Origin of the sequence: Stutzerimonas stutzeri, from assembly GCF_024448985.1 — a bacterium.
In the GTDB taxonomy this organism is placed as follows: Bacteria; Pseudomonadota; Gammaproteobacteria; order Pseudomonadales; family Pseudomonadaceae; genus Stutzerimonas; species Stutzerimonas stutzeri_AP.
Genome location: NZ_JAMOII010000007.1, coordinates 13564 through 34432, shown reverse-complemented (window position 1 = coordinate 34432; position 20869 = coordinate 13564). Strand labels below are relative to the sequence as shown.

The window sequence follows — 20869 nt, the reverse complement described above, 5'->3', positions numbered from 1 at the left end:
CTTAGTGGCGCCAGAATGACGGAGTCAGCATTACCAGCACGGTGATGATTTCCAGACGACCGAGCAGCATGCCGCCTGACAGCAGCCATTTGGCAGCGTCCGGCAAGGTCGAGAAATTGCCGGCCGGCCCGATTATAGGTCCCAGACCTGGCCCCACGTTACAGACGGCGGTTGCCGCAGCGGTGAGCGCCGTCAACATATCCAGGCCGAGCAGAGCGAGCGCCAAAGCCAGAGCGCCGATGGTAATGGTGAAAAAGAATGAGAACGTCAGGATCGATCGGACGATTTCCTCGTCGAGGGTGTGCCTGTTGTACTGCTGCCTGATAACGGCGCGAGGGTGCACGAGCTGCGCCAGGTTGGCGCGTAATAAGGAATAGGCAACTTGGAATCTGAAGATCTTCAGGCCACCAGACGTCGAGCCGGAGCAGCCGCCAATAAAGGTCAGATAGAAGAAGGCCAGCACCGCGAAATCGCCCCATAGCGTGTAATCGCCCAGCGCGAAGCCTGTGGTGGTGACCACCGAAACCACGTTCAGCGAGACGATGCGCAGTGCGTCGAGGAACGGGTGGTCAGAATTGAGCGTCAGCCAGATCGCAAACGCCAGGCACATGATCAGCAATATGCCGACGAAGCCTTGCACCTGCTGATCCCGGATCAGGGCGTAGCGGTTTCCACGTATGGTCGAGACCATCAGGATGAAAGGGAGCCCACCTAATATCATGAAAACCACGGCTACCCAGTGCGCCGCAGGCGTGAACTTGGCCATGGAGCTATCAGAGGTGGAAAAGCCAGCGGTGGAAATAGTGGTCATCGAATGGTTGATGGCTTCGAACGGCGTCATTCCACTCAGCCAATAGGCGGTGCCGCAAAGTAACGTGAGTGTGAGGTAAACGATCAGAATCCACTTGACCATGACGTGCGAGCGCGGCATCGCTTTTTGCGACGACCAGTCGGAAGACTCGGTCTGGAACAACCTCATGCCCCCGATTCGCAGCAATGGCAGAACGGCAACCGCCATACCGATGAAGCCAATGCCTCCAAGCCACTGCAACATGGAGCGCCACATCAACAGGCCGGGTGAAGCCGAGTCCAGCCCCGAGAGCACGGTTGAGCCCGTAGTAGTGATGCCCGACATCGTTTCGAAGAATGCGTCGGTGTAGCTCATATGCTGAATCAGCATCATTGGCAGCGCGGCGAAGCAGCAGACCACCAGCCAGCTGACTGTAGTAAGAAAATACATGTCTCGCGGGCGCATCTGAGCCGTTTTCGGGCGCCCGGGGGCGGTCAGCCCAATGCCGGAGCCGAAGGTGATCAGGCTGGCCCAAAGAAATGCCTGCAGATCATCGGTACGATCGAACGCCAGCAGCGTGATCATCGGAACGACCATGCTGACTGCAAGTGTGATCAGGAAAATGCCGAGGATGAAACCGATGATGCGCAGTGTCGGCAGGGCCATGTGTAATGCTGCTCGGCTCGAAAACAAGACCCGCCATTCTACGCGGCTCACATCGCCAGTAAACCGGCTATCGGCCTGCTGATAAATCTTTCACGGTGCTTGTTGGGAAGCCCTTCCCAAGTCCGTTGCGATGAATAGAATAGCTGCCCGGGCGCCGGCCCTTTCCCGGTTTCTGGGTGTTCACCTTCCATGTCAATCGACAATCCCTGCCTTACGTGTGGCGCCTGCTGCGCGCATTTTCGTGTGTCTTTCTTCTGGGGCGAATGCGCTTCGTCCGGCGGTACCGTTCCTGATGGCGCGACGGTGCAGGTCAGCCCGTTTCTCGTTGCGATGCTCGGCACCGAATCCAGGCCCACGCGGTGCGTGGGGCTGATGGGCGATGTCGGTTGTGGGGTGCGCTGCACGATGTATGAGCAACGCTCTAGCACCTGCCGCGAATTCGAGGCGTCCTGGGTTGATGGTCAGCATAACGCCCATTGCGACGCGGCACGGGCAGCCCATGGCCTGCCTCCGTTGACACCGCCACTGGAGCCGCATCTGTCGCCCGATCGCGTGGCCTGACGCTAACGCGATCACAGTCGAATCCTACATTCGGCTGTTCTCCCACTGTCACGGCAATACGACAGCGCGGCTCGCAGCGAAACGGAAACAGCCTCTAGAATGTCCGACTCTTTTTTGGAGATGATCAATGGATGCTCTCGACCTGCTGCTCAACCGCGTTTCCGTTACGCGACTTGTCGATCCGGCGCCGACCGATGCCCAGCTGGATTTGCTTTTCCGTGCCGCGCTACGTGCCCCGGATCATGGCCAGCTTCGCCCGTGGCGTTTCCTGACCATTCAAGGAGAGGCGCGCGAGCGCCTGGGTGAGCTATACGCCGAGGCGCTTGGCTTGCGCCATCCGGACGCTGCCGAAGAGGCGTTACGTAAGGCGCGTAAGATGCCGCTCCGGGCGCCGATGATGGTGGTGGTGGTTGCCCGTGTTCTCTCCCATGCGAAGGTCCCCGACTCCGAACAGCTACTTGCAGCCAGCTGCGCGGCGCACGGTTTGTTGTTGGCGGCGCATGCCCAGGGCCTGGGCGCGGTCTGGCGTACCGGCGAACTTGCCTACGACCGGCACGTGGCTCGGCAATTGGGTCTGACGGAGAACGAGCAGGTGCTCGGCTTCATCTACTTGGGAACGCCGGAAGGCGGTACGCGAACCCCGCCCGAGCTGGCCCCGCGAGATTTCGTTAGCCAGTGGAGCGGGGCGAAATAGCGTCAATCGGGACGCGGTAGCTTTGGTCCTGGCGCGTCCAGCGGAAGCTTCAGGCTGGCGATGAAACCACCATCGGGGTGATTGTCCAGCAGGAGCTCGCCACCATGCCGTTCGGCGGCGCGGCGGGCAATTGCCAGGCCCAGCCCGTGGCCGGCGGTGGTCTGTCCCGGAGCGCGGAAGAACGGTTCGCTCAAGCGCGCCAGATGCGCCTTGTCGACGCCCGGGCCGTGATCGCGAACGCTCAGCAGCAGGCAGTCGCCCTCGATGCGGGCGCGTAGCTCGATCGGTGAGCCCTCTGGATTGAAGCGCAGCGCATTGCGCAGCAGATTATCCAGCGCACGTTCGAGCATGCTCGGCCAGCCGTGCAGCTCCTTATCGGTTTCCATCAAGGTCTCGATGCGCTGGGCTGGCGATACGATGCGTGCGTTTTCTTCCAGTTGTTCGAATACCAGCGGCAGATCGATGGCCGACGTCATGCCCGGTTCGGCGTCCAGACGTGCCAGTTCGAGAATTTCGCTGATCAGCGCTTCCAGCCGGTCACATTCCTTGGTCAGCCGTGGCCAGATGACTTCCCGTTCCGCCGGGGTTGCCCGTTCAGCGAGCGCCAGGGCGATGCGCAGGCGTGCGAGCGGTGAACGCAATTCATGGGAGACGTCACGCAGCAGCTGTCGCTGGCTGCCGATCAGGCTCTGCAGCCGAGCGCCCATGCGGTTGAAGTCCTTGGCCAGCACACCAAGCTCATCGCGCCGAGTGGCTAAGCGAGCAAGCGAGTTCTGTTGATAGGCGGTCTGTCCGAGATCGTGCACGGCGCCGCGCAGACGATCGAGCGGGCGGGTGATCGACAGCGTGAGCAACAGGCTGAAGCCAGTCAGCACGACCAGCGCGATGGCTATCGCACTCAACGGCCAGAACAGGCTGCCGCGATGCCAGGCCTGCAATTCCGAGTTGGGAATGCGGTAAATGAACAGGTAGGTTTCGCCGCTGAGCGGGCTGGTGTAGTCGGTCGTCAGCCTGCGCCATGGCAAACGCCCCGAGCGATGTTCCTGACGGGCTTCGAACGCTGCGGCACGCGCCGGAAACGTCCCACGGATGACTGGCTGACCATTCTCGGCCAGCACTTGTATGTCGATATGGAAGCGTTGCCGATGGCGTTCGAGGAGAAATTGCGCGTGAAGCGGGCCCTGGCGCTCATAGACTTTCGTCCACAGCTCGGCGAGCCCCGTCACGCCCGGATGTCGATTGACGATCCAAGTGTCCTGATTCAGCGCATGGCCCAGCAGCATGGCGAGGCCCGCCACCAGCGCGATGGCCAGCCAGAATGTTGCAAGAATGCGCCAGAACAGTGATCGCACCGGTCAGTCTCCACGACGAAGCCCGGCTAGCGACTAATAACGCGAGCCGGACGGGTTGGTTTCAGCTAAGAGTCAGTTGTTCTTTTCGCGCTCGGCTTTCCACTGCTTGAACTCGGCGCGTTCGGCACGCTTGGCTTCCATTTTCTCGTGCATTTCATCGAACTGTTTCTGCTGCTCCGGCTTGAGCAGGTTGCGGATTTGCTTGTGCGTGTTCTCTTTGCTGGCCTTCAGCTCGTCCTGCATGGCTTTGCGCTCGGCTTCAGGCAGCTTGTCGAGGTAGCGCTGGGTGATCTCGCGATGATTCTTCATCTGTTGGCCCATCAGCTCGCGCATTTCCCGCTTCTGCTCCTTGGTCAGGTCCAGTTGTTCGAAGGGGGCATGCTTGCCGCCGTGGTGGCGATGGTTACCGTCGGGCATCGCCATGGCAATGGCGGGCAGGGTAGAGGCGAAAAGCACGGCGATTAGAGTCTTGCGCATCATGAGGTCTCTCCTGGTTAAGGGAACCGATCGCCGTGGAGCTTGTGCTCGTCGGGCTTCGACCGGATGAGCTCAGTCTAGGGCGCGCAAGGTCAAGAGCGGTCAGGGCAGGGTAAAGGCTCGGTAAAGCCGATCAGGAAGCGTAAAGGTAGCCACGGCTGCGCAACGCGACGATACGCGGACGTCCGTCAGGGTGAGGGCCGAGTTTGCGGCGCAGATTGCTGACGTGCATGTCGAGGCTGCGGTCATACAGGGTCAGTTTGCGACCGAGGGCGAGTTGCGCCAGCGCCTGCTTGTCCAGGGGTTCGCCAGGTTGGCTGAGTAGCGCTTCGAGAATCCGTCCTTCGGAAAGGGTGAGCGTCACTTCATGTTCGCCGACATTGGCAATGCCCCGGGCGGGGCTGTAACAAAGGTCGCCCAGTTCCAATTGGGTCGGCGCGCTCGCCGGCTGGGTGCGGCGCAGCACGGCGCGTAGCCGGGCGGTGAGTTCGCGCGGGTCACAGGGTTTGGCCAGATAGTCATCGGCACCCAGCTCCAGGCCAAGGATACGGTCCAGCGGCTCGCCGCGGCCCGAAAGCATCAGCACAGGAAGATCGCGGTGTTCGCTGCGCAACTGTTTGAGCAATTCCAGGCCGCTGCCGTCGGGCAGCATCACGTCGAGCACCACTGCCGCGGGCTGGTGTTCGGCCAAGGCCGCACGGGCGCTCTGGCCATCATGGCAGGCGCGGGTGACGAATCCTTCCTGGGCCAGCCAACTCACGAGGAGCTCGCAGAGCTCTTCGTCGTCATCGATCAGCAGCAGTTCACTCATGTTTCGTTCGCATCCGTTTCAATTGAGCCATTGCCGACGGCGACGACCCCGGGTGGTCAGCACGCCGAGCAGGAAGCCCAGCACACCGACGCCTCCCCCAATGGCGAACCACTGTTGCTGGTCGTTCAGCCATCGCGTCTGCTGCGGCTGCACGCGCTGCAGTTGCGTGCGCAGTTGCTGGTTTTGCCGGCGCAGCTGCGCCAGCTGTGCCCGTTCGGCATCGGTAAAGGTTATACCTGAGTCATCACTCGCTTCTCCGCGCTGTAGGTCATCCTCGGGCAGGCGTTGCTCCAGCCCGGCTGGCCTTGCGGCGGCTGGATCGGACGAGCCTTCATCGGCATGCACGTACGACATGGCGAAACTCAGGGCAAGCAGCAGGAACGGCAAACCTTGGCGCATCGGAACTCCTTTTCTTCAACGGGCCGCGGAAATCCTGCGGCTTACAGATATTGCACCGAACGTTTCAGGGGAAGACTTGCTTGAAAGGCTTGACGACCACATCGCCGTACACGCCGGCAGCCTTGTACGGATCGGCCGCGGCCCATTCCTCGGCGGCTTGCAGCGATTCGAACTCGGCGACTACAAGACTTCCGCTGAAGCCGGCAGCGCCCGGGTCATTGCTGTCGATTGCCGGATGGGGGCCGGCCAGGACCATGCGGCCTTCGGATTTCAGCTGTTCGAGACGCGCCAGATGAGCCGGGCGTGAAGCCAGACGATTTTCCAGCGAGCCGGGTACGTCGGTAGCGATGATGGCGTAAAGCATGTTGACTCCAGGATTGTTCAGGTTCGGGTTGCATGCGGCGGGGTAGACCACCTGAGTGCCGGCAGCGTCAGACCCAAACTGCGGTCTGACCTCGACGATATGTTCTGCGGAGCGAGCCAGAAGCGGCAAGTGGGCGGCATAATAACAAACCGCGCTTTTGGCGAAATGCTGCCCGCAGGTCATTTCCTGGACGCGGCGCAAGCTTTTGCCAAACTCGATAACGGCACGAGCACCGAGCATGGCGGTCAGAACAGAGAGCCGCCAAGCGCTGACTGACAGCCCTGACTGACATATAGGTTCCGAATGATTGTTGATCTGCATTGCCACAGCACCGCGTCGGATGGCGCGCTGGCGCCTGCTGCGCTGGTAGAGCGGGCACATGCACGCGGTATCGAGCTGCTTGCGCTGACCGATCACGACACGTTGGAAGGGCTCGATGCGGCTCGTGCGGTGGCGGATTCGCTGGGCGTGCGGCTGGTCAATGGTATCGAGCTTTCATGCCAGTGGGGTGGCGCGACCATCCATGTGCTCGGCTACGCCTTTCGCCGGGATGCGGTCGCGTTGCAGCAGGCCATTGCGCAATTGCACAGCGGGCGCTGGCAGCGGGCGGAACTCATTGCCCAGCGCCTGGAAGCCAAAGGCATGCCCGGGGCGATGGAAGGTGCGCGGGCGTTTCAGCAAGAGCTAGGCGATAGCGACAACGCCCCGGCACGCCCTCATTTCGCTGAATTCCTGGTGCGCGCCGGTCATGTGCGTGACCGTGCCGAAGCGTTCCGCAAGTGGCTGGGCTCCGGCAAGCTCGGCGACGTCAAACAGCACTGGCCGAGCCTCGAGCAAACCGTGGCGACGCTGCGTGACGCCAGGGCCTGGATCAGCCTGGCGCATCCCTGGCAATACGACTTCACTCGGAGCAAGCGCCGACGTCTGGTGAGCGAGTTCGCCCAGGCTGGCGGCCACGCGCTGGAGGTCGTCAATGGCATGCAGCCACTCGAACAGGTTGGCGGGCTGTCGATACTGGCTCGCGAATTCGGCTTGATGGCCAGCATCGGCAGCGATTTTCATGCGCCCGGCGACTGGTCAGAGCTGGGGCTGTATCGAACCTTGCCGGAAGATCTGCAACCACTTTGGAGGCATTTCGATCATGAGCCAGGCGAATCTGTTGCCAGCTGAGCATGGAGTATTCATGAGCCAGTTCTTTCAGATACATCCCGAAAATCCCCAGACTAGGCTGATCAAGCAGGCCGTGGAGATCATTCGCGGTGGCGGGGTGGTGATCTATCCCACCGACTCGTCCTACGCCATCGGCTGTTCGATGGGCAACAAGGCCGGGATCGAGCGCATTCGCCGCTTGCGCCAGCTGGATGACAAGCACAATTTCACGCTGGTCTGCCGCGATCTGTCCCAGCTAGGGCTATTCGCCAAGGTCGATACGTCGGCGTTCCGTCTGCTGAAGACGCATCTTCCCGGCCCCTACACCATCATTCTCAACGCGACGCGCGAGGTGCCGCGCATGTTGCTGCATCCCAAGCGCCGCACAATCGGGCTGCGGGTCCCCGCGCAGCCGATCGCTCGGGCATTGCTCGCTGAGCTGGGTGAGCCACTGATGAGCGTCAGTCTTATTCTGCCGGGGGAAACCGAGCCGATGAGCGATCCTTATGAAATGCGTGATGCGTTGGAGCATCAGGTGGACCTGATCATCGACGGCGGTTACGGTGGCATCGAAGCTTCAACGGTGATCAGTCTGGTAGATGGTGATCCAGAAGTGCTGCGTGTCGGTTGCGGCGATCCCGCACCCTTTACCGTCTGACCCGCTTTTTCGAAATCAACGAAGGAAACCCTTTTGAGTTCCATGGAATCGCAGCGACGTGTGGTGTCCGGCATGCGGCCCAGCGGCCGTCTTCATCTCGGTCATTACCACGGCGTACTGAAGAACTGGGTAAGGATGCAGCATGAATATCAGTGTTTCTTCTGCATCGTCGATTGGCATGCGCTGACCACCGATCATGCGGCGGGTAGCGATATCGCGCGCAATGTGCAGGAAATGGCTGTCGACTGGCTGGCGGCTGGGGTCAGCCCAAGCTCGGCAACCATGTTCATCCAGTCCCAGGTGATCGAGCACGCCGAGTTGCATCTGCTGTTGTCGATGATCTGCCCGTTGCCCTGGCTGGAGCGTATACCGTCTTACAAGGAGCAGCAGCTCGATTCGCAGCACAAGGATGGCGATACGTACGGCTTCCTCGGTTACCCGCTGCTCCAGGCTGCGGACATTCTTGCCTATCGCGCCGGAGTCGTGCCGGTGGGGGCGGACCAGTTGCCGCATATCGAATTCGCCCGCGAAGTCGCGCGGCGGTTCAATCACCTCTACGGCAGCGAAGAAGATTTCGAGGCAAAGGCCGAAGCGGCCATTCGCAAGCTCGGCAAAAAGAGCTCCAAACTCTACGCCAGCCTGCGCAGAAACTATCAGGAGCAGGGCGATCTCGACGCGCTGAATACCGCCCGCGCGCTGCTCAAGGACCAGCAGACCATCACCATCGGCGACCAGGAACGTCTGTTCGGCTATCTGGAAGGAAGCGGCCGACTGTTGTTACCCGAGCCCCAGGCGTTATTGAGCGACTCTCCGAAACTGTCGGGACTGGATGGCGGCAAGATGGCCAAATCGGCCAGTAACTCCATCTTTCTGCGCGACACGCCTGTCGAGATCGAGGAAAAGATCAAGCGCATGCCCACCGATCCGGCGCGAGTGCATCGTCACGATCCCGGTGAACCGACGCGTTGCCCAGTGTGGTCGATGCATCTTTCGCATTCGGCGGAGGATGTCTGCCAGTGGGCAGAACAGGGCTGCCGCAGTGCGGGTATCGGCTGCCTGGAGTGCAAAGCGCCGCTGATCGAAGCGATCAAGCTCGAGCTAGCACCGCTACAGGAACGGGCTCAGGACTACGAGCAGAATCCGGATCTGGTGCGGAGCATCCTTGCCGAGGGTGCCGAGCAGGCCCGCGATGAAGCCCGCGAAACCTTGGTGGTCGTGCGTCAGGCGATGGGTCTGAATTACCGCTGAAATCTGGCGCGGCGACTATGTCGTTAACGGCCTCGCAGCGCCCGGGCGACCGGCATAAGCTGTCGCCGCTTCCGATATCCCCCTTCGTTTCGTGGAGAAAGCATGCAGGAAACCCAGGCCGAAGCGACGATCGACCCGCCCGGCGAGCAGCTGCGGTTGGCGCTTGTCTACGGCGAGGCTTTCAACGATCTGCCACAGGACCTCTATATTCCGCCGGATGCGCTGGAGGTCTTTCTCGAGGCGTTCGAAGGGCCGCTGGATTTGCTGCTCTACCTGATCCGCAAGCAGAACATCGACATTCTCGATATCCCGGTGGCGGAAATTACCCGCCAGTACATGGGCTACGTCGAGCTGATGAAAGCCGTGCGCCTGGAGCTGGCGGCTGAGTATCTGGTGATGGCGGCGATGCTGGCCGAGATCAAATCACGCATGCTGCTGCCGCGTTCGGCCGAAGTGGAGGAGGATGAACTCGATCCTCGTGCTGAGCTGATACGCCGCTTGCAGGAGTACGAACGCTTTAAGTCTGCTTCGGAGGATCTCGACGAGCTACCGCGGGTTGGTCGCGAGCTGCACGTGCCACAGCTGGACGCGCCGGATGCACGGGCGCGCAAACTGTTGCCCGAGGTCAGTCTGGAGGAGCTGCTGATTTCCATGGCCGAGGTGCTACGTCGTGCCGACATGTTCGAAAGCCATCAGGTAACGCGCGAGACGCTGTCGACTCGCGAGCGTATGAGCGATGTACTGGAGCGCCTCAAGGGCGGGGCATTCGTGCCTTTCGTCGCGTTGTTCACATTGGACGAGGGCCGGCTCGGCGTGGTGGTGACTTTCATGGCGGTGCTTGAGCTGGTCAAGGAGTCGCTGGTTGAGCTGGTGCAGAATGAACCCTTTGCAGCCATTCACGTTCGGGCTCGGGTCGAATAATCTGCGCGCACGGATAAGTCGAGGTAATTCAGGTTGAATCTTTCCGATCCCAAGGATCTCGCTTCGCTGCTCGAAGCCTTTCTGCTGGCCTCGGGCAAGCCGATGTCCATCGAGCGAATGGCGGAGCTGTTCGATGAAGCCGAACGCCCGTCGCCATCATTGCTGCGCAAGGCGCTGGGCGTGCTGGAAAAATCCTGCAAGGACCGCGCCTTCGAACTCAAGGAAGTCGCCAGTGGCTATCGTCTTCAGGTCCGCGAGCGTTTTTCGCCCTGGGTGGGTCGGCTCTGGGAGGAGCGGCCGCAGCGCTATTCGCGCGCGCTGCTGGAAACTCTAGTGTTGATCGCGTACCGCCAGCCAATCACGCGTGGCGAGATCGAAGACGTTCGTGGCGTCGCGGTCAACAGCCAGATCGTGAAGACGCTGCTGGAACGCGAATGGGTGCGCGTCGTTGGGCATCGCGACGTGCCGGGGAGGCCGGCGATGTTTGCCACTACCAGGCAGTTTCTCGACCACTTCAATCTGAAGAGCCTCGACGAGCTGCCGCCGTTAGCGGTGCTGCGCGAAATGGAACCCGCCCCGCTGCCGGTCGACGTCGAAGAGGCGCCCGTGCCTGATGCGTTGCAGGCGCGCGCCGACGTGGAACTGCAAGCTGAAGCGCCGCGCGAGCAGACCAGCTTCCGCAGCCTGCTGGCAGAGCTCGACAGCATGGAGACTGGCCTAAAGACGGACTTCGACGACCTGCGCGACGCTGCCGAAGTCGATGAAGATCAGCGCATTCCAGACGGCAATCTGTAGGGTTAATGGGCCTATAACTGGCGCCCTGCCAGGTAGCTGCCGTAGTCAGGAATACTCAGGCTGTGGGCCTGATCGAGCAGCGGGCTGGAGAGCAGATAGTCGGCACTGCTTTCGTTGGCCGCCAGCGGAATGTTCCACACCGCGGCGACCCGCAGCAGCGCTTTGACGTCCGGGTCATGCGGCTGCGGCTCGAAGGGGTCCCAGAAGAACACCAGCACATCGATTCGTCGTTCAGCAATGCGTGCGCCGATCTGCTGGTCGCCGCCTAGCGGACCGCTGATCATGCACTCCACCGGCAGGCCCAAGCGGTGCCCGAGCAGCAGTCCGGTGGTGCCGGTGGCGAGCAACTCGTGCTTTGCCAGCTGCTCTTTCTGCCGCTTCGCCCAGTCCAGCAAGCGCTCCTTGCAGTGGTCGTGGGCGACCAGCGCGATGCGCTTACGGGCGGGCAGTGTCGCGGTAACGAAATCGATGCGATTCATTTTCTTCTCTGGTCTACCGAGTCGATGCTGAGGTCTGGTCGTTGATCATGCTGCTTCGTAGAGCGCTCGGCAGGTGTCCAGCATCCGGTTGGAGAATCCCCATTCGTTGTCGTACCAGGCCATCACTTTCAGCAGGCGTCCGCTAACCTTGGTGTGGTTGGTGTCGAAGATAGAGGACATCGGGTTGTGGTTGAAGTCGCAGGAAACCAGCGGCAGCGAATTACAGGCCAGTATCGGCGAGTGCTGACTGGCATCCAGCATCAGTGCATTGACCTCGTCCGCACTGGTTTCGCGGCTGAGCTCCAGCGTCAGATCCACCAACGAGACGTTGATTACCGGTACGCGCACCGCCATGCCGGTCAGCTTGCCAGCCAGCTCCGGCAGCACCAGGCCAACGGCTTCGGCGGCACCGGTCTTGGTTGGAATCATCGACTGCGTAGCCGACCGGGCACGGTAGGGGTCGCTGTGGTAAACGTCGGACAGATTCTGATCGTTGGTGTAGGCATGGATGGTGGTCATCAGGCCATGCTCGATGCCCAGTTCCCGTGACAGTACCTGGGCGACCGGGGCCAGGCAGTTTGTGGTGCACGATGCGTTGGAAATGATCTGGTGCGACTGACGCAGAATGTCGTGGTTGACGCCATAGACGATGGTGGCATCGGCGCCGGAAGCCGGAGCGGAAATGATGACCTTGGCGGCGCCGGCTTCGAGGTGAGCGCTTGCCTTTTCGCGAGAGGTGAAGAGACCGGTACACTCGAACACTACATCGACCCCGTGCTGGCGCCAGGGAAGCTCGGCCGGGTTACGGATCGCAGATACGGCAATCGGATCGCCATTGACCACTAGACGGTCATCGCCGACCTCAATTTTTGCGTCGAAATAGCCGTGAACGCTGTCGTACTGCAAAAGGTGGGCATTCATCGCCGAGCTGCCGAGGTCATTGATCGCCACGACCTGCATATGTTCGCGGTAGCTCGAGCTGTAAAGAGCGCGAAGAACATTGCGTCCGATACGACCGAAGCCGTTGATGGCGATGCGAATAGTCATAAATGGGTCCTGATTGGATTTTGTTGTGGGAATGACAAGATTATTCCTGTCAGAATAGAAATCAAGCCCGTACCCATGTTGTTTTGTTGATAAAACCAAAGATTAATATGCAGGAGTGATGGCATGCACCCGCGGATTCAAGAGGTTACCGAACGTTTGATCGAGCGCAGCCGGCCAACCCGGCAGCGCTATCTTGCCCAGATGGCCGGCGCGGCGAGCGATGGGCCTCAACGTGGAAGGCTCCAGTGCGCCAACTTCGCCCATGGTGTGGCGGGTTGTGCGTCCGCTGGCGACAAGCAGAAGCTGCGTCTGATGGATGAGGCCAACGTGGCCATCGTCTCGGCCTACAACGACATGCTGTCAGCGCACCAGCCGTACGAGCACTTTCCCGAAATCATCAAGCAGGCGTTGCGTGACGTCGGTTCGGTCGGGCAGTTCGCCGGCGGTGTGCCGGCCATGTGCGACGGCGTCACCCAGGGCGAGGCGGGGATGGAGCTGAGCCTGGCCAGTCGTGAAGTGATCGCTATGGCCACCGCCATCGCGCTGTCACACAACATGTTCGATGCGGCGCTCTACCTGGGTATTTGCGACAAGATCATTCCGGGCCTGATGATCGGCGCCTTGCGCTTCGGTCATCTACCGGCGGTATTCGTACCGGGCGGGCCGATGCCGTCGGGCATTCCCAACAAGCAGAAGGCCGAGGTTCGTCAGCGTTACGCCGAAGGCAAGGCCAGCCGCGAGGAGCTGCTGGAGTCGGAAATGCTCTCCTACCACAGCCCCGGCACCTGTACCTTCTACGGCACGGCGAACACCAATCAGGTGGTGATGGAGATCATGGGCCTGCACTTGCCGGGCTCGTCCTTCGTCAATCCCTACACGCCGCTGCGTGACGAACTGACCCGCGAGGCGGCGCGCCAGGTGACTCGCCTGACACCTCAGTCTGGTAACTACTTGCCGCTGTGCAAGATCGTCGACGAGAAGGCGATCATCAATTCGGTGGTGGCACTCAATGCCACCGGTGGCTCAACCAACCACACGCTGCATATTCCCGCATTTGCCCAGGCCGCTGGCATTCAACTGACCTGGCAGGACATGGCTGACATTTCTGCGGTGACGCCGACATTAGCGAAGGTCTATCCCAATGGGCAGGCCGACGTGAACCATTTCCATGCCTGCGGTGGCGTGCCGTTCATGGTTCGCACGTTGCTCGACGCCGGCTTGCTGCATGAGGACGTTTACACCGTCGTGGGTCAGGGGTTGAAGCGCTACACCCAAGAACCTTTCCTTGAAGGCGATGCGCTGGTTTGGAAGGAGGGTCCGGCTAATAGCCTCGACGAAGCGATCCTGCGTCCGGTTGAACGTGCCTTCTCTCCTGAAGGTGGCCTACGTGTGCTGGAAGGCAACCTCGGCCGTAGCGTGACCAAGATATCGGCGGTCGCACCGGAGCATCGTGTGGTCGAGGCGCCGGCACGAGTGTTCAGCGACCAGAGCGAATTGGCCCAGGCGTTCATGAACGGCGAGCTGGAGAAAGACTTCGTTGCCGTGGTGCGTTTCCAGGGACCGAAGGCCAACGGCATGCCCGAACTGCACAAGCTGACACCATTCCTCGGCGTTTTGCAGGATCGTGGTCACAAGGTGGCGCTGGTCACCGACGGTCGCATGTCTGGCGCGTCGGGCAAGGTGCCGGCAGCCATTCACGTCAGTCCCGAGGCGCTCGATGGTGGACCGCTGTGCCGCCTGCGTGACGGCGACGTCATCCGCGTCGATGGCGAGACGGGCGAATTGCGCGTACTGGTCGATCAGGCCGAATTCGACAGCCGTGAACCTGTGAGTGCGCCCAGCGATCTGGGGATCGGTTGCGGCCGCGAGCTGTTCGGTTTCATGCGGGCGGCCTTCAGTCCGGCTGAGAAAGGCGCGAGTGCGTTTACCGAAGGGCTGGAGGTGCTCAAGTGACGGCACTGGTAGGCGATATTGGCGGCACTAATGCCCGCTTCGCACTTTGGCGCGACCAGCGAGTCGAGTCGGTGCGGGTGCTGCCGACCGTTGAGTATCCGCGTCCGGAAGACGCCATCCGAGCCTATCTACATGGTGTCGGTCAGAGCGTCGAGGCGCTTCAAGCAGTCTGCCTGGCCTGTGCCGGTCCGGTTTCCGGCGATGAGTTCGCATTCACGAACAATCACTGGCGCCTGAGTCGCAAGGCTTTTTGCGAAGATCTTGGGCTGAGTGATCTGCTGCTCATCAACGATTTCACAGCCATGGCGCTGGGCATGACCCGCCTGCGCGACGGCGAACTGATCGAGGTGTGCCCCGGTCAATCCGAGGCAGGCCGCACACGTCTAGTCATCGGGCCCGGCACCGGGCTCGGCGTTGCCACTCTGCTGCCATTGGCCGACGGAGATTGGCGAGCGTTGCCGGGTGAAGGCGGGCACGTCTGCTTGCCGATCGGCACGAGCCGAGAGGCCGCTTTGTGGGCGCATCTGCACGAGAAGCTCGGCCATGTGAATGCCGAGGCGATCCTCAGCGGGGGCGGGTTGTTGGAGCTCTATCGAGCCAGTTGCGCGCTCGATGGTGAGGCGCCTCGTCTGACTACGCCCGCCGAGGTTACCGCCGCTGCGCTGGCGGGCGATGCGTACGCCGAGGCGGTGCTGGAACAATTCTGTGTCTGGCTGGGTCGGATCGCCGGCGACAATGTGCTTACGACTGGTGCGCGCGGTGGTGTCTATATCGCTGGGGGCATCGTGCCGCGCTTCGTCGAGTTCTTTGCGCGTAGCGGCTTTAGCCAAAGTTTTCGCGACAAGGGCTGTATGAGCCGGTATTTTGACGACGTCCCGGTCTGGGTGGTGACAGCTGAATACCCGGGACTGGAAGGCGCAGGCGTTGCCTTGCAGCAATTGCTGGGGGGCACGCCCGGCGAGCGCTGAGCCGCATCGAAACGAGAACAAGAGAAGGGATGCCAGTGAACCAGGCCGGAAGATCCATTTTGCTGGTCGATGATGATCAGGAAATTCGCGAACTGTTGGAAACCTACCTCAGCCGATCGGGCTTTCAGGTACGCACCGTGGCAGACGGTGCGCAGTTTCGAGAAGCGATGGCCGACGATCCGGCCGATCTGGTCATTCTCGACGTGATGCTGCCGGATGAAGATGGCTTCAGCCTCTGCCGCTGGGTTCGGGGGCATCAACGTCTGGCCCAGATGCCGATCATCATGCTAACCGCCAGTTCCGATGAGGCTGATCGGGTCATCGGGCTGGAGCTGGGGGCCGACGATTACTTGGGCAAACCCTTCAGTCCTCGTGAGCTGCTGGCGCGAATCAAGGCGCTGCTTCGCCGCGTCAACTTCGGCCAGGAACGCACCGGCGACGTGCTGGCGTTCGATGAGTGGCGGCTGGATATGGTCAGCCACCGGCTGTTTCATCAGGACGGGGAAGAGGTGCTGCTGTCCGGTGCCGATTTCGCGTTGTTGAAGCTCTTTCTCGATCACCCACAGCAGATTCTCGACCGCGACACCATTGCCAATGCCACGCGCGGTCGTGAAGTGCTGCCGCTCGAGCGCATCGTCGACATGGCAGTCAGCCGCCTACGCCAGCGACTGCGCGACACCGGTAAGTGCCCTCGATTGATCCGCACCGTTCGCGGCAGTGGTTATCTGCTCGCCGCCCAGGTCGCGCCGCATCATGACTCGCTCGGCTAAGCGCCGATGGTTGCCGGTGCCGCGCTCGCTGCTCGGCCGGATGCTCTTTTTGACGCTGCTGGTGGTGCTGGTGGCGCAGGCGTTGTCGAGCTTCATCTGGGTGTCGCAGCTGCGTGCAAGCCAGATGGAAGGCCTGCTGACCAGCGCTCGGAGCCTGGCGCATTCCATGTCCGCCAGCGTCAGCTATTTCCGCTCGCTGCCGCTGGGCTATCGACCGCTGGTGCTCGATCAACTGCGCAGCATGGGCGGTACGCGCTTCTTCGTATCGCTGAATGACAAACCTTTGGATATGCAAATTCTGCCGCCAACCGAGCGCAAGCAGGCGGTGCTGGCAGAAGTGGACGCGGTACTTCGCGAGCGCCTCGGAAACGACGCGGACATGTCGGTCAATTTCGTCAGCCCCGACGATCTGCGCATTTTCAATGGCGGGCTGAAGCTCGACGAGTTGCCGCGATCCTGGGCGCACTACGCGCTGAGCCTGGAGCCCCTGAACCCGCCCGTGCTGGTGACGCAGATTCAAATCGCACCTGGCGAGTGGCTGTATCTTGCGTCGCTGATGCCGGCGCCCTACGTCAGCCTTGAGGACGAGGGCATCCCTAAACAACAGCTCTGGTTCATCGTTCTCACCACCAGCTTTTTGCTGTTGTTCATCGGCATCCTCGTGCATTGGCAGAGCCGCCCGCTCAAACGGTTGGCCCAGGCGGCGCGGGAAATGTCGCTGGGCAGCGAAGTGGAACTGTTGCCCGAGGCGGGCGGCAGCGAGGTGGTCGAGGTCAGCCGGGCATTCAACAGCATGCGCGAGCGCATCGGGCGCTACTTGACCGAGCGCGCCCAGCTGTTCAGTGCCATCTCGCATGATCTGCGCACGCCAATCACCCGGTTGCGTCTGCGGGTGGAGCTGCTGGAGAACCAAGCCCTGCAGGACAAGTTCAGCCGTGATCTCGATGAGCTTGAATTGCTCGTCAAGGGTGCGCTGCAATGCGTCAAGGACACCGACATACACGAAAATATCGAGCCGCTGGATCTGAATCTGCTGCTCGATTGCGTCACCGAACCTTACCTCGCACCCGCTGGCAACGGCCGTGTCACGGTGCAAGGCCAGGCGGTCTCGGCTTATGCGGGCAAGCCGTTGGCGCTCAAGCGCTGTATCGGCAACTTGCTGGATAACGCGCTGAAATATGGCGAGCGAGCGCACTTGCATATTGACGATGACGGCGAGACCTTCGTGCTGCATGTCGACGATGAGGGGCCTGGCGTTCCGCAGGCATGGCTGCAGCAGGTCTTCGAGCCGAATTTTCGGCTGGCGGCCAAGCAGCCCGGGTATGGCCTCGGTCTCGGCATCGCCCGAAATATCGCACACGCCCATGGGGGCGAAATCAGCTTGCGCAACCTTCCCGAGGGTGGGCTGCGGGTGACCCTGAGCCTGCCGCGACATGCCGAGTGAGCGCACCTGCCAGCCAACGGTTGCCGGTGCCGTTACAGAGCTGCTCGCTTTGTAACGAATCGGTGACCATTCACTATCCCTTCGTTACCTGCTGCACGCTCTGGCGCGCCTAGAATCGGTGCAGCGCAAGCAGAGACTTGCACCGAAAACAAAAAGAAAAAGGAACACAAATGAACACGATCCATCGTCTGGTTACTGCTGTTTCCCTCGCTTCTCTCGTTCCCTTCGCTCACGCCGGTGAGGTCGAAGTCCTGCACTGGTGGACCTCCGGCGGTGAAAAACGCGCCGCTGATACGCTGCAGCGACTCGTCGAAGAGCAGGGCCATACCTGGAAGGACTTTGCTGTCGCCGGTGGTGGTGGTGAGGCCGCCATGACAGTCCTGAAGACCCGCGCCGTCTCTGGCAACGCACCCGCAGCCGCTCAGATCAAGGGACCTGATATCCAGGAATGGGGCGAGCTGGGGCTGCTGACCGATCTCAACGACGTAGCCGAACAGGCCAAGTGGGACGAGCTGCTCCCCAAGCAAGTCTCGACTGCAATGAAGTACGATGGCGACTACGTGGCGGTGCCGGTCAATGTGCACCGGGTCAACTGGCTGTGGATCAATCCGGACGTCTTCGAGAAAGCCGGTGCGAAGCCTCCAAAGAGTCTCGACGAATTTTTTGCGGCCGCCGACAAGCTCAAGGCAGCAGGTTTCATGCCGCTGGCCCATGGCGGCCAGCCCTGGCAGGACGGCACGGTCTTCGAAGATCTGGCGTTGGCCGTCCTCGGTCCAGAGGATTTCCGTAAAGCATTCGTCGATCTTGATCGTGATGTACTGACCGGCGACAAGATGGTCGAGGCCTTTGCCGCTCTGAGAAAGCTGCGCGGCTACGTCGACAACAACGCCGCGGGTCGCGACTGGAACAGCGCCACCGCGATGGTCATGAACGGCAAGGCCGGCATGCAGATCATGGGCGACTGGGCCAAGAGCGAGTGGAGCGCGGCGAACAAAATAGCCGGTGACGACTATCAATGCCTGCCGTTCCCCGGTACCGAGGGCAGCTTCACCTACAACATCGACTCGCTGGCGATGTTCAAGCTCAGCAAGGACGAGGACCGCAAGGCGCAGAAGGACCTGGCTCGGACGGTTCTGGAGCCTGAGTTCCAACAGTTCTTCAACCAGAACAAAGGCTCCATCCCCGTGCGTCTGGACCAGGACATGAGCGAATTCGACGTCTGCGCCCAACAGTCGATGAAAGACTTCAAGGCCTCTGCGCAAGGTCCGGGTCTGGTACCGAGCCTGGCGCATGGCATGGCTGCCTCCAGCTATGTGCAGGGTGCGGTATTCGACGTGGTCACCAACTTCTTCAACGATCCGTCTGCCGATCCGAAGAAAGCGGCGCAGCAACTGGCTGCGGCGATTCAAGCAGTTCAATAGCGTATTGGCCGCTTCGGCGGCCCTTTTTTACTGACGCATCGAACCTAACGGCCAAGCTCTCGACTGGTCGTGACGGGCAAGTCGTGCCCATGAACAACGATTGGAGCCGCTTTATGGATCCTGTACCCCCACGGAGCCAGACATGAGCTCAACTGCTGTCTTCACCAAAGCCTCACCGCTGGACGCCTTGCAGAACTGGCTGCCCAAACTGGTGTTGGCGCCGAGCATGCTGATCGTGCTGGTCGGGTTCTACGGTTACATCTTCTGGACGTTCCTGCTCTCGTTTACCAACTCGCGCTTCATGCCCAGCTACAAATGGGTTGGGCTGGCGCAATACGAACGTCTCTGGAACAACGATCGCTGGTGGGTGGCCAGTAAAAACCTGCTGGTGTTCGGCGGGTTGTTCATCACTATTAGCCTAGTCATCGGCGTGCTACTGGCAGTGCTGCTAGATCAGCGCATTCGCCGCGAAGGCTTCATTCGCACCGTCTACCTGTACCCAATGGCTTTGTCGATGATCGTCACCGGTACGGCCTGGAAATGGCTGCTCAACCCCGGGCTCGGGATCGACAAGATGCTGCGCGACTGGGGCTGGGAAGGGTTTCGCTTCGACTGGCTGGTCGATCCAGACCGCGTCGTGTATTGCCTGGTAATCGCCGCGGTCTGGCAAGCTTCCGGCTTCGTCATGGCGTTGTTCCTGGCGGGGCTGCGCGGTGTCGATCAATCCATCGTGCGGGCGGCGCAGATCGACGGAGCGAGCCTGCCAAGTATTTATCTACGAATCATTCTGCCGAGTCTGAGACCGGTGTTCTTCAGCGCCCTGATGATCCTCGCGCATATTGCGATCAAGGCTTTTGATTTGGTGGCCGCAATGACGGCGGGCGGGCCGGGATACGCCTCGGACCTACCGGCCATGTTCATGTATGCCCATACCTTTACCCGCGGGCAGATGGGGCTGGGCGCGGCCAGTGCGATTCTCATGCTCGGTGCGGTGATGGCGATCGTCGTGCCCTATCTCTATTCGGAACTGAGGAACAAGCGCCATGACTAGCCTCGTAGGGCGAAAGCGCCTGACATTCAGCCGGGTGGCGATCTACGCGACGCTGCTGGTGGCGGTCGCGATGTACTTGGTGCCGCTGGTGGTGATGCTGCTGACCAGCTTCAAGACGCCCGACGACATCCGTACCGGCAATCTGCTGTCCTGGCCGGACGTGATGACGGTCATCGGCTGGGTCAAGGCCTGGGATGCGGTTGGGGGCTATTTCTGGAACTCGGTAAAGATCACGGTGCCCGCCGTCATCATCTCCACGCTGCTTGGTGCCCTCAACGGCTACGTGCTGGCGATGTGGCGCTTCCGCGGTTCGCAGCTGTTCTTCGGCCTTCTGCTGTTCGGATGCTTTCTGCCGTTTCAGGTGATTCTGCTGCCGGCGTCCTTCACGCTGGGCCAACTCGGCCTGGCCAACACGACGCCGGGGTTGGTGTTGGTGCACTTGGTCTACGGCTTGGCCTTCACGACGCTGTTCTTCCGCAACTTCTACGTCAGCGTGCCGGATGCCCTGATTCGCGCCGCGCGGCTGGACGGGGCGGGGTTCTTCACGATCTTCGGCAGGATTCTGCTGCCCATGTCCATCCCGACCATCATGGTCTGCCTGATCTGGCAGTTCACCCAAATTTGGAACGACTTCCTGTTCGGCGTGGTGTTTGCCAGTGGCGATACCCAGCCGATTACCGTGGCGCTGAACAACCTGGTCAACACCAGTACGGGCGCCAAGGAATACAACGTCGATATGGCTGCGGCGATGATCGCCGGGCTGCCAACGCTGGTGGTGTACATCCTCGCCGGCAAGTATTTCCTGCGCGGGCTTACGGCCGGCGCGGTCAAGGGTTAGGAGACGAACAACC

General features: G+C 61.1%; 22 protein-coding genes. 14 read left to right on the top strand and 8 right to left on the bottom strand.

What is annotated here, in order from left to right; genetic code table 11:
• Position 1: 1 nt before the first annotated feature.
• Positions 2-1456, bottom strand: a complete 1455-nt coding sequence (locus NA647_RS10450; protein WP_256057624.1) for a TrkH family potassium uptake protein — start codon at positions 1454-1456, stop codon at positions 2-4.
• A gap of 189 nt (positions 1457-1645) precedes the next feature.
• On the opposite strand from NA647_RS10450, the gene NA647_RS10445 reads away from it, so the two are divergent.
• Positions 1646-2017, top strand: a complete 372-nt coding sequence (locus tag NA647_RS10445; protein ID WP_256057623.1) for a YkgJ family cysteine cluster protein — start codon at positions 1646-1648, stop codon at positions 2015-2017.
• A gap of 127 nt (positions 2018-2144) precedes the next feature.
• Entirely contained in the window at positions 2145-2711 is a 567-nt protein-coding gene (locus NA647_RS10440; protein WP_256057621.1) for a nitroreductase family protein, read from the top strand.
• 2 nt (positions 2712-2713) lie between these two features.
• On the opposite strand, the gene NA647_RS10435 is transcribed toward NA647_RS10440, so the two are convergent.
• From NA647_RS10435 to NA647_RS10415, 5 genes are all read right to left on the bottom strand, one after another.
• The gene (locus NA647_RS10435) at positions 2714-4063 is read right to left on the bottom strand and encodes a sensor histidine kinase (protein WP_256057620.1); all 1350 of its coding nucleotides are present in this window, start codon (positions 4061-4063) and stop codon (positions 2714-2716) included.
• A 72-nt stretch (positions 4064-4135) separates the two neighbouring features.
• Positions 4136-4540 (bottom strand): Spy/CpxP family protein refolding chaperone, encoded by a 405-nt coding sequence (locus NA647_RS10430; RefSeq protein WP_256057731.1) that lies wholly within the window; start codon positions 4538-4540, stop codon positions 4136-4138.
• 133 nt (positions 4541-4673) lie between these two features.
• Positions 4674-5351 (bottom strand): response regulator transcription factor, encoded by a 678-nt coding sequence (locus NA647_RS10425; protein ID WP_256057619.1) that lies wholly within the window; start codon positions 5349-5351, stop codon positions 4674-4676.
• Between the two features lie 18 nt (positions 5352-5369).
• Complete coding sequence (locus tag NA647_RS10420) at positions 5370-5750, bottom strand: hypothetical protein (RefSeq protein WP_256057618.1); 381 nt, start codon at positions 5748-5750, stop codon at positions 5370-5372.
• Between the two features lie 64 nt (positions 5751-5814).
• Entirely contained in the window at positions 5815-6114 is a 300-nt protein-coding gene (locus tag NA647_RS10415) for a YciI family protein (protein ID WP_256057617.1), read from the bottom strand.
• A 303-nt stretch (positions 6115-6417) separates the two neighbouring features.
• On the opposite strand from NA647_RS10415, the gene NA647_RS10410 reads away from it, so the two are divergent.
• From NA647_RS10410 to scpB, 5 genes are all read left to right on the top strand, one after another.
• Positions 6418-7284 carry a PHP domain-containing protein gene (locus NA647_RS10410; RefSeq protein WP_256057616.1) on the top strand — a complete coding sequence of 289 codons (867 nt, stop codon included), beginning with the start codon at positions 6418-6420 and terminating at the stop codon, positions 7282-7284.
• A 13-nt stretch (positions 7285-7297) separates the two neighbouring features.
• Positions 7298-7921 carry an L-threonylcarbamoyladenylate synthase gene (locus NA647_RS10405; protein ID WP_256057615.1) on the top strand — a complete coding sequence of 208 codons (624 nt, stop codon included), beginning with the start codon at positions 7298-7300 and terminating at the stop codon, positions 7919-7921.
• 72 nt (positions 7922-7993) lie between these two features.
• Entirely contained in the window at positions 7994-9169 is a 1176-nt protein-coding gene (locus tag NA647_RS10400; protein WP_256057730.1) for a tryptophan--tRNA ligase, read from the top strand.
• 102 nt (positions 9170-9271) lie between these two features.
• On the top strand, positions 9272-10090 hold the full coding sequence (locus NA647_RS10395; RefSeq protein WP_272889639.1) for a segregation and condensation protein A: 819 nt from the start codon (positions 9272-9274) through the stop codon (positions 10088-10090).
• A 33-nt stretch (positions 10091-10123) separates the two neighbouring features.
• Positions 10124-10885, top strand: a complete 762-nt coding sequence (gene scpB / locus NA647_RS10390; RefSeq protein WP_256057614.1) for an SMC-Scp complex subunit ScpB — start codon at positions 10124-10126, stop codon at positions 10883-10885.
• An 11-nt stretch (positions 10886-10896) separates the two neighbouring features.
• Here the strand turns inward: scpB and NA647_RS10385 are convergent, their stop codons facing one another.
• On the bottom strand, positions 10897-11364 hold the full coding sequence (locus NA647_RS10385; protein WP_181101418.1) for a methylglyoxal synthase: 468 nt from the start codon (positions 11362-11364) through the stop codon (positions 10897-10899).
• A gap of 45 nt (positions 11365-11409) precedes the next feature.
• Complete coding sequence (gene gap, locus NA647_RS10380; RefSeq protein WP_256057613.1) at positions 11410-12411, bottom strand: type I glyceraldehyde-3-phosphate dehydrogenase; 1002 nt, start codon at positions 12409-12411, stop codon at positions 11410-11412.
• Between the two features lie 123 nt (positions 12412-12534).
• On the opposite strand from gap, the gene edd reads away from it, so the two are divergent.
• From edd to NA647_RS10345, 7 genes are all read left to right on the top strand, one after another.
• Positions 12535-14364, top strand: a complete 1830-nt coding sequence (gene edd / locus NA647_RS10375) for a phosphogluconate dehydratase (RefSeq protein ID WP_256057612.1) — start codon at positions 12535-12537, stop codon at positions 14362-14364.
• Entirely contained in the window at positions 14361-15332 is a 972-nt protein-coding gene (locus tag NA647_RS10370) for a glucokinase (RefSeq protein ID WP_256057611.1), read from the top strand. The genes edd and NA647_RS10370 overlap by 4 nt, the downstream gene beginning before the upstream one ends.
• A gap of 29 nt (positions 15333-15361) precedes the next feature.
• Positions 15362-16102 carry a response regulator gene (locus tag NA647_RS10365; RefSeq protein WP_272889638.1) on the top strand — a complete coding sequence of 247 codons (741 nt, stop codon included), beginning with the start codon at positions 15362-15364 and terminating at the stop codon, positions 16100-16102.
• Positions 16086-17546 carry an ATP-binding protein gene (locus NA647_RS10360; protein WP_272889637.1) on the top strand — a complete coding sequence of 487 codons (1461 nt, stop codon included), beginning with the start codon at positions 16086-16088 and terminating at the stop codon, positions 17544-17546. The genes NA647_RS10365 and NA647_RS10360 overlap by 17 nt, the downstream gene beginning before the upstream one ends.
• Before the next feature lie 170 nt (positions 17547-17716).
• A complete protein-coding gene (locus NA647_RS10355; RefSeq protein WP_256057610.1) occupies positions 17717-18967 on the top strand; it encodes an ABC transporter substrate-binding protein in 1251 nt (416 codons plus the stop codon).
• Between the two features lie 142 nt (positions 18968-19109).
• Positions 19110-20018: a carbohydrate ABC transporter permease gene (locus tag NA647_RS10350; protein ID WP_131650493.1), complete on the top strand. Its 909-nt coding sequence runs from the start codon at positions 19110-19112 to the stop codon at positions 20016-20018.
• Positions 20011-20856 (top strand): carbohydrate ABC transporter permease, encoded by an 846-nt coding sequence (locus NA647_RS10345; protein WP_256050088.1) that lies wholly within the window; start codon positions 20011-20013, stop codon positions 20854-20856. The genes NA647_RS10350 and NA647_RS10345 overlap by 8 nt, the downstream gene beginning before the upstream one ends.
• Positions 20857-20869 lie beyond the last annotated feature (13 nt).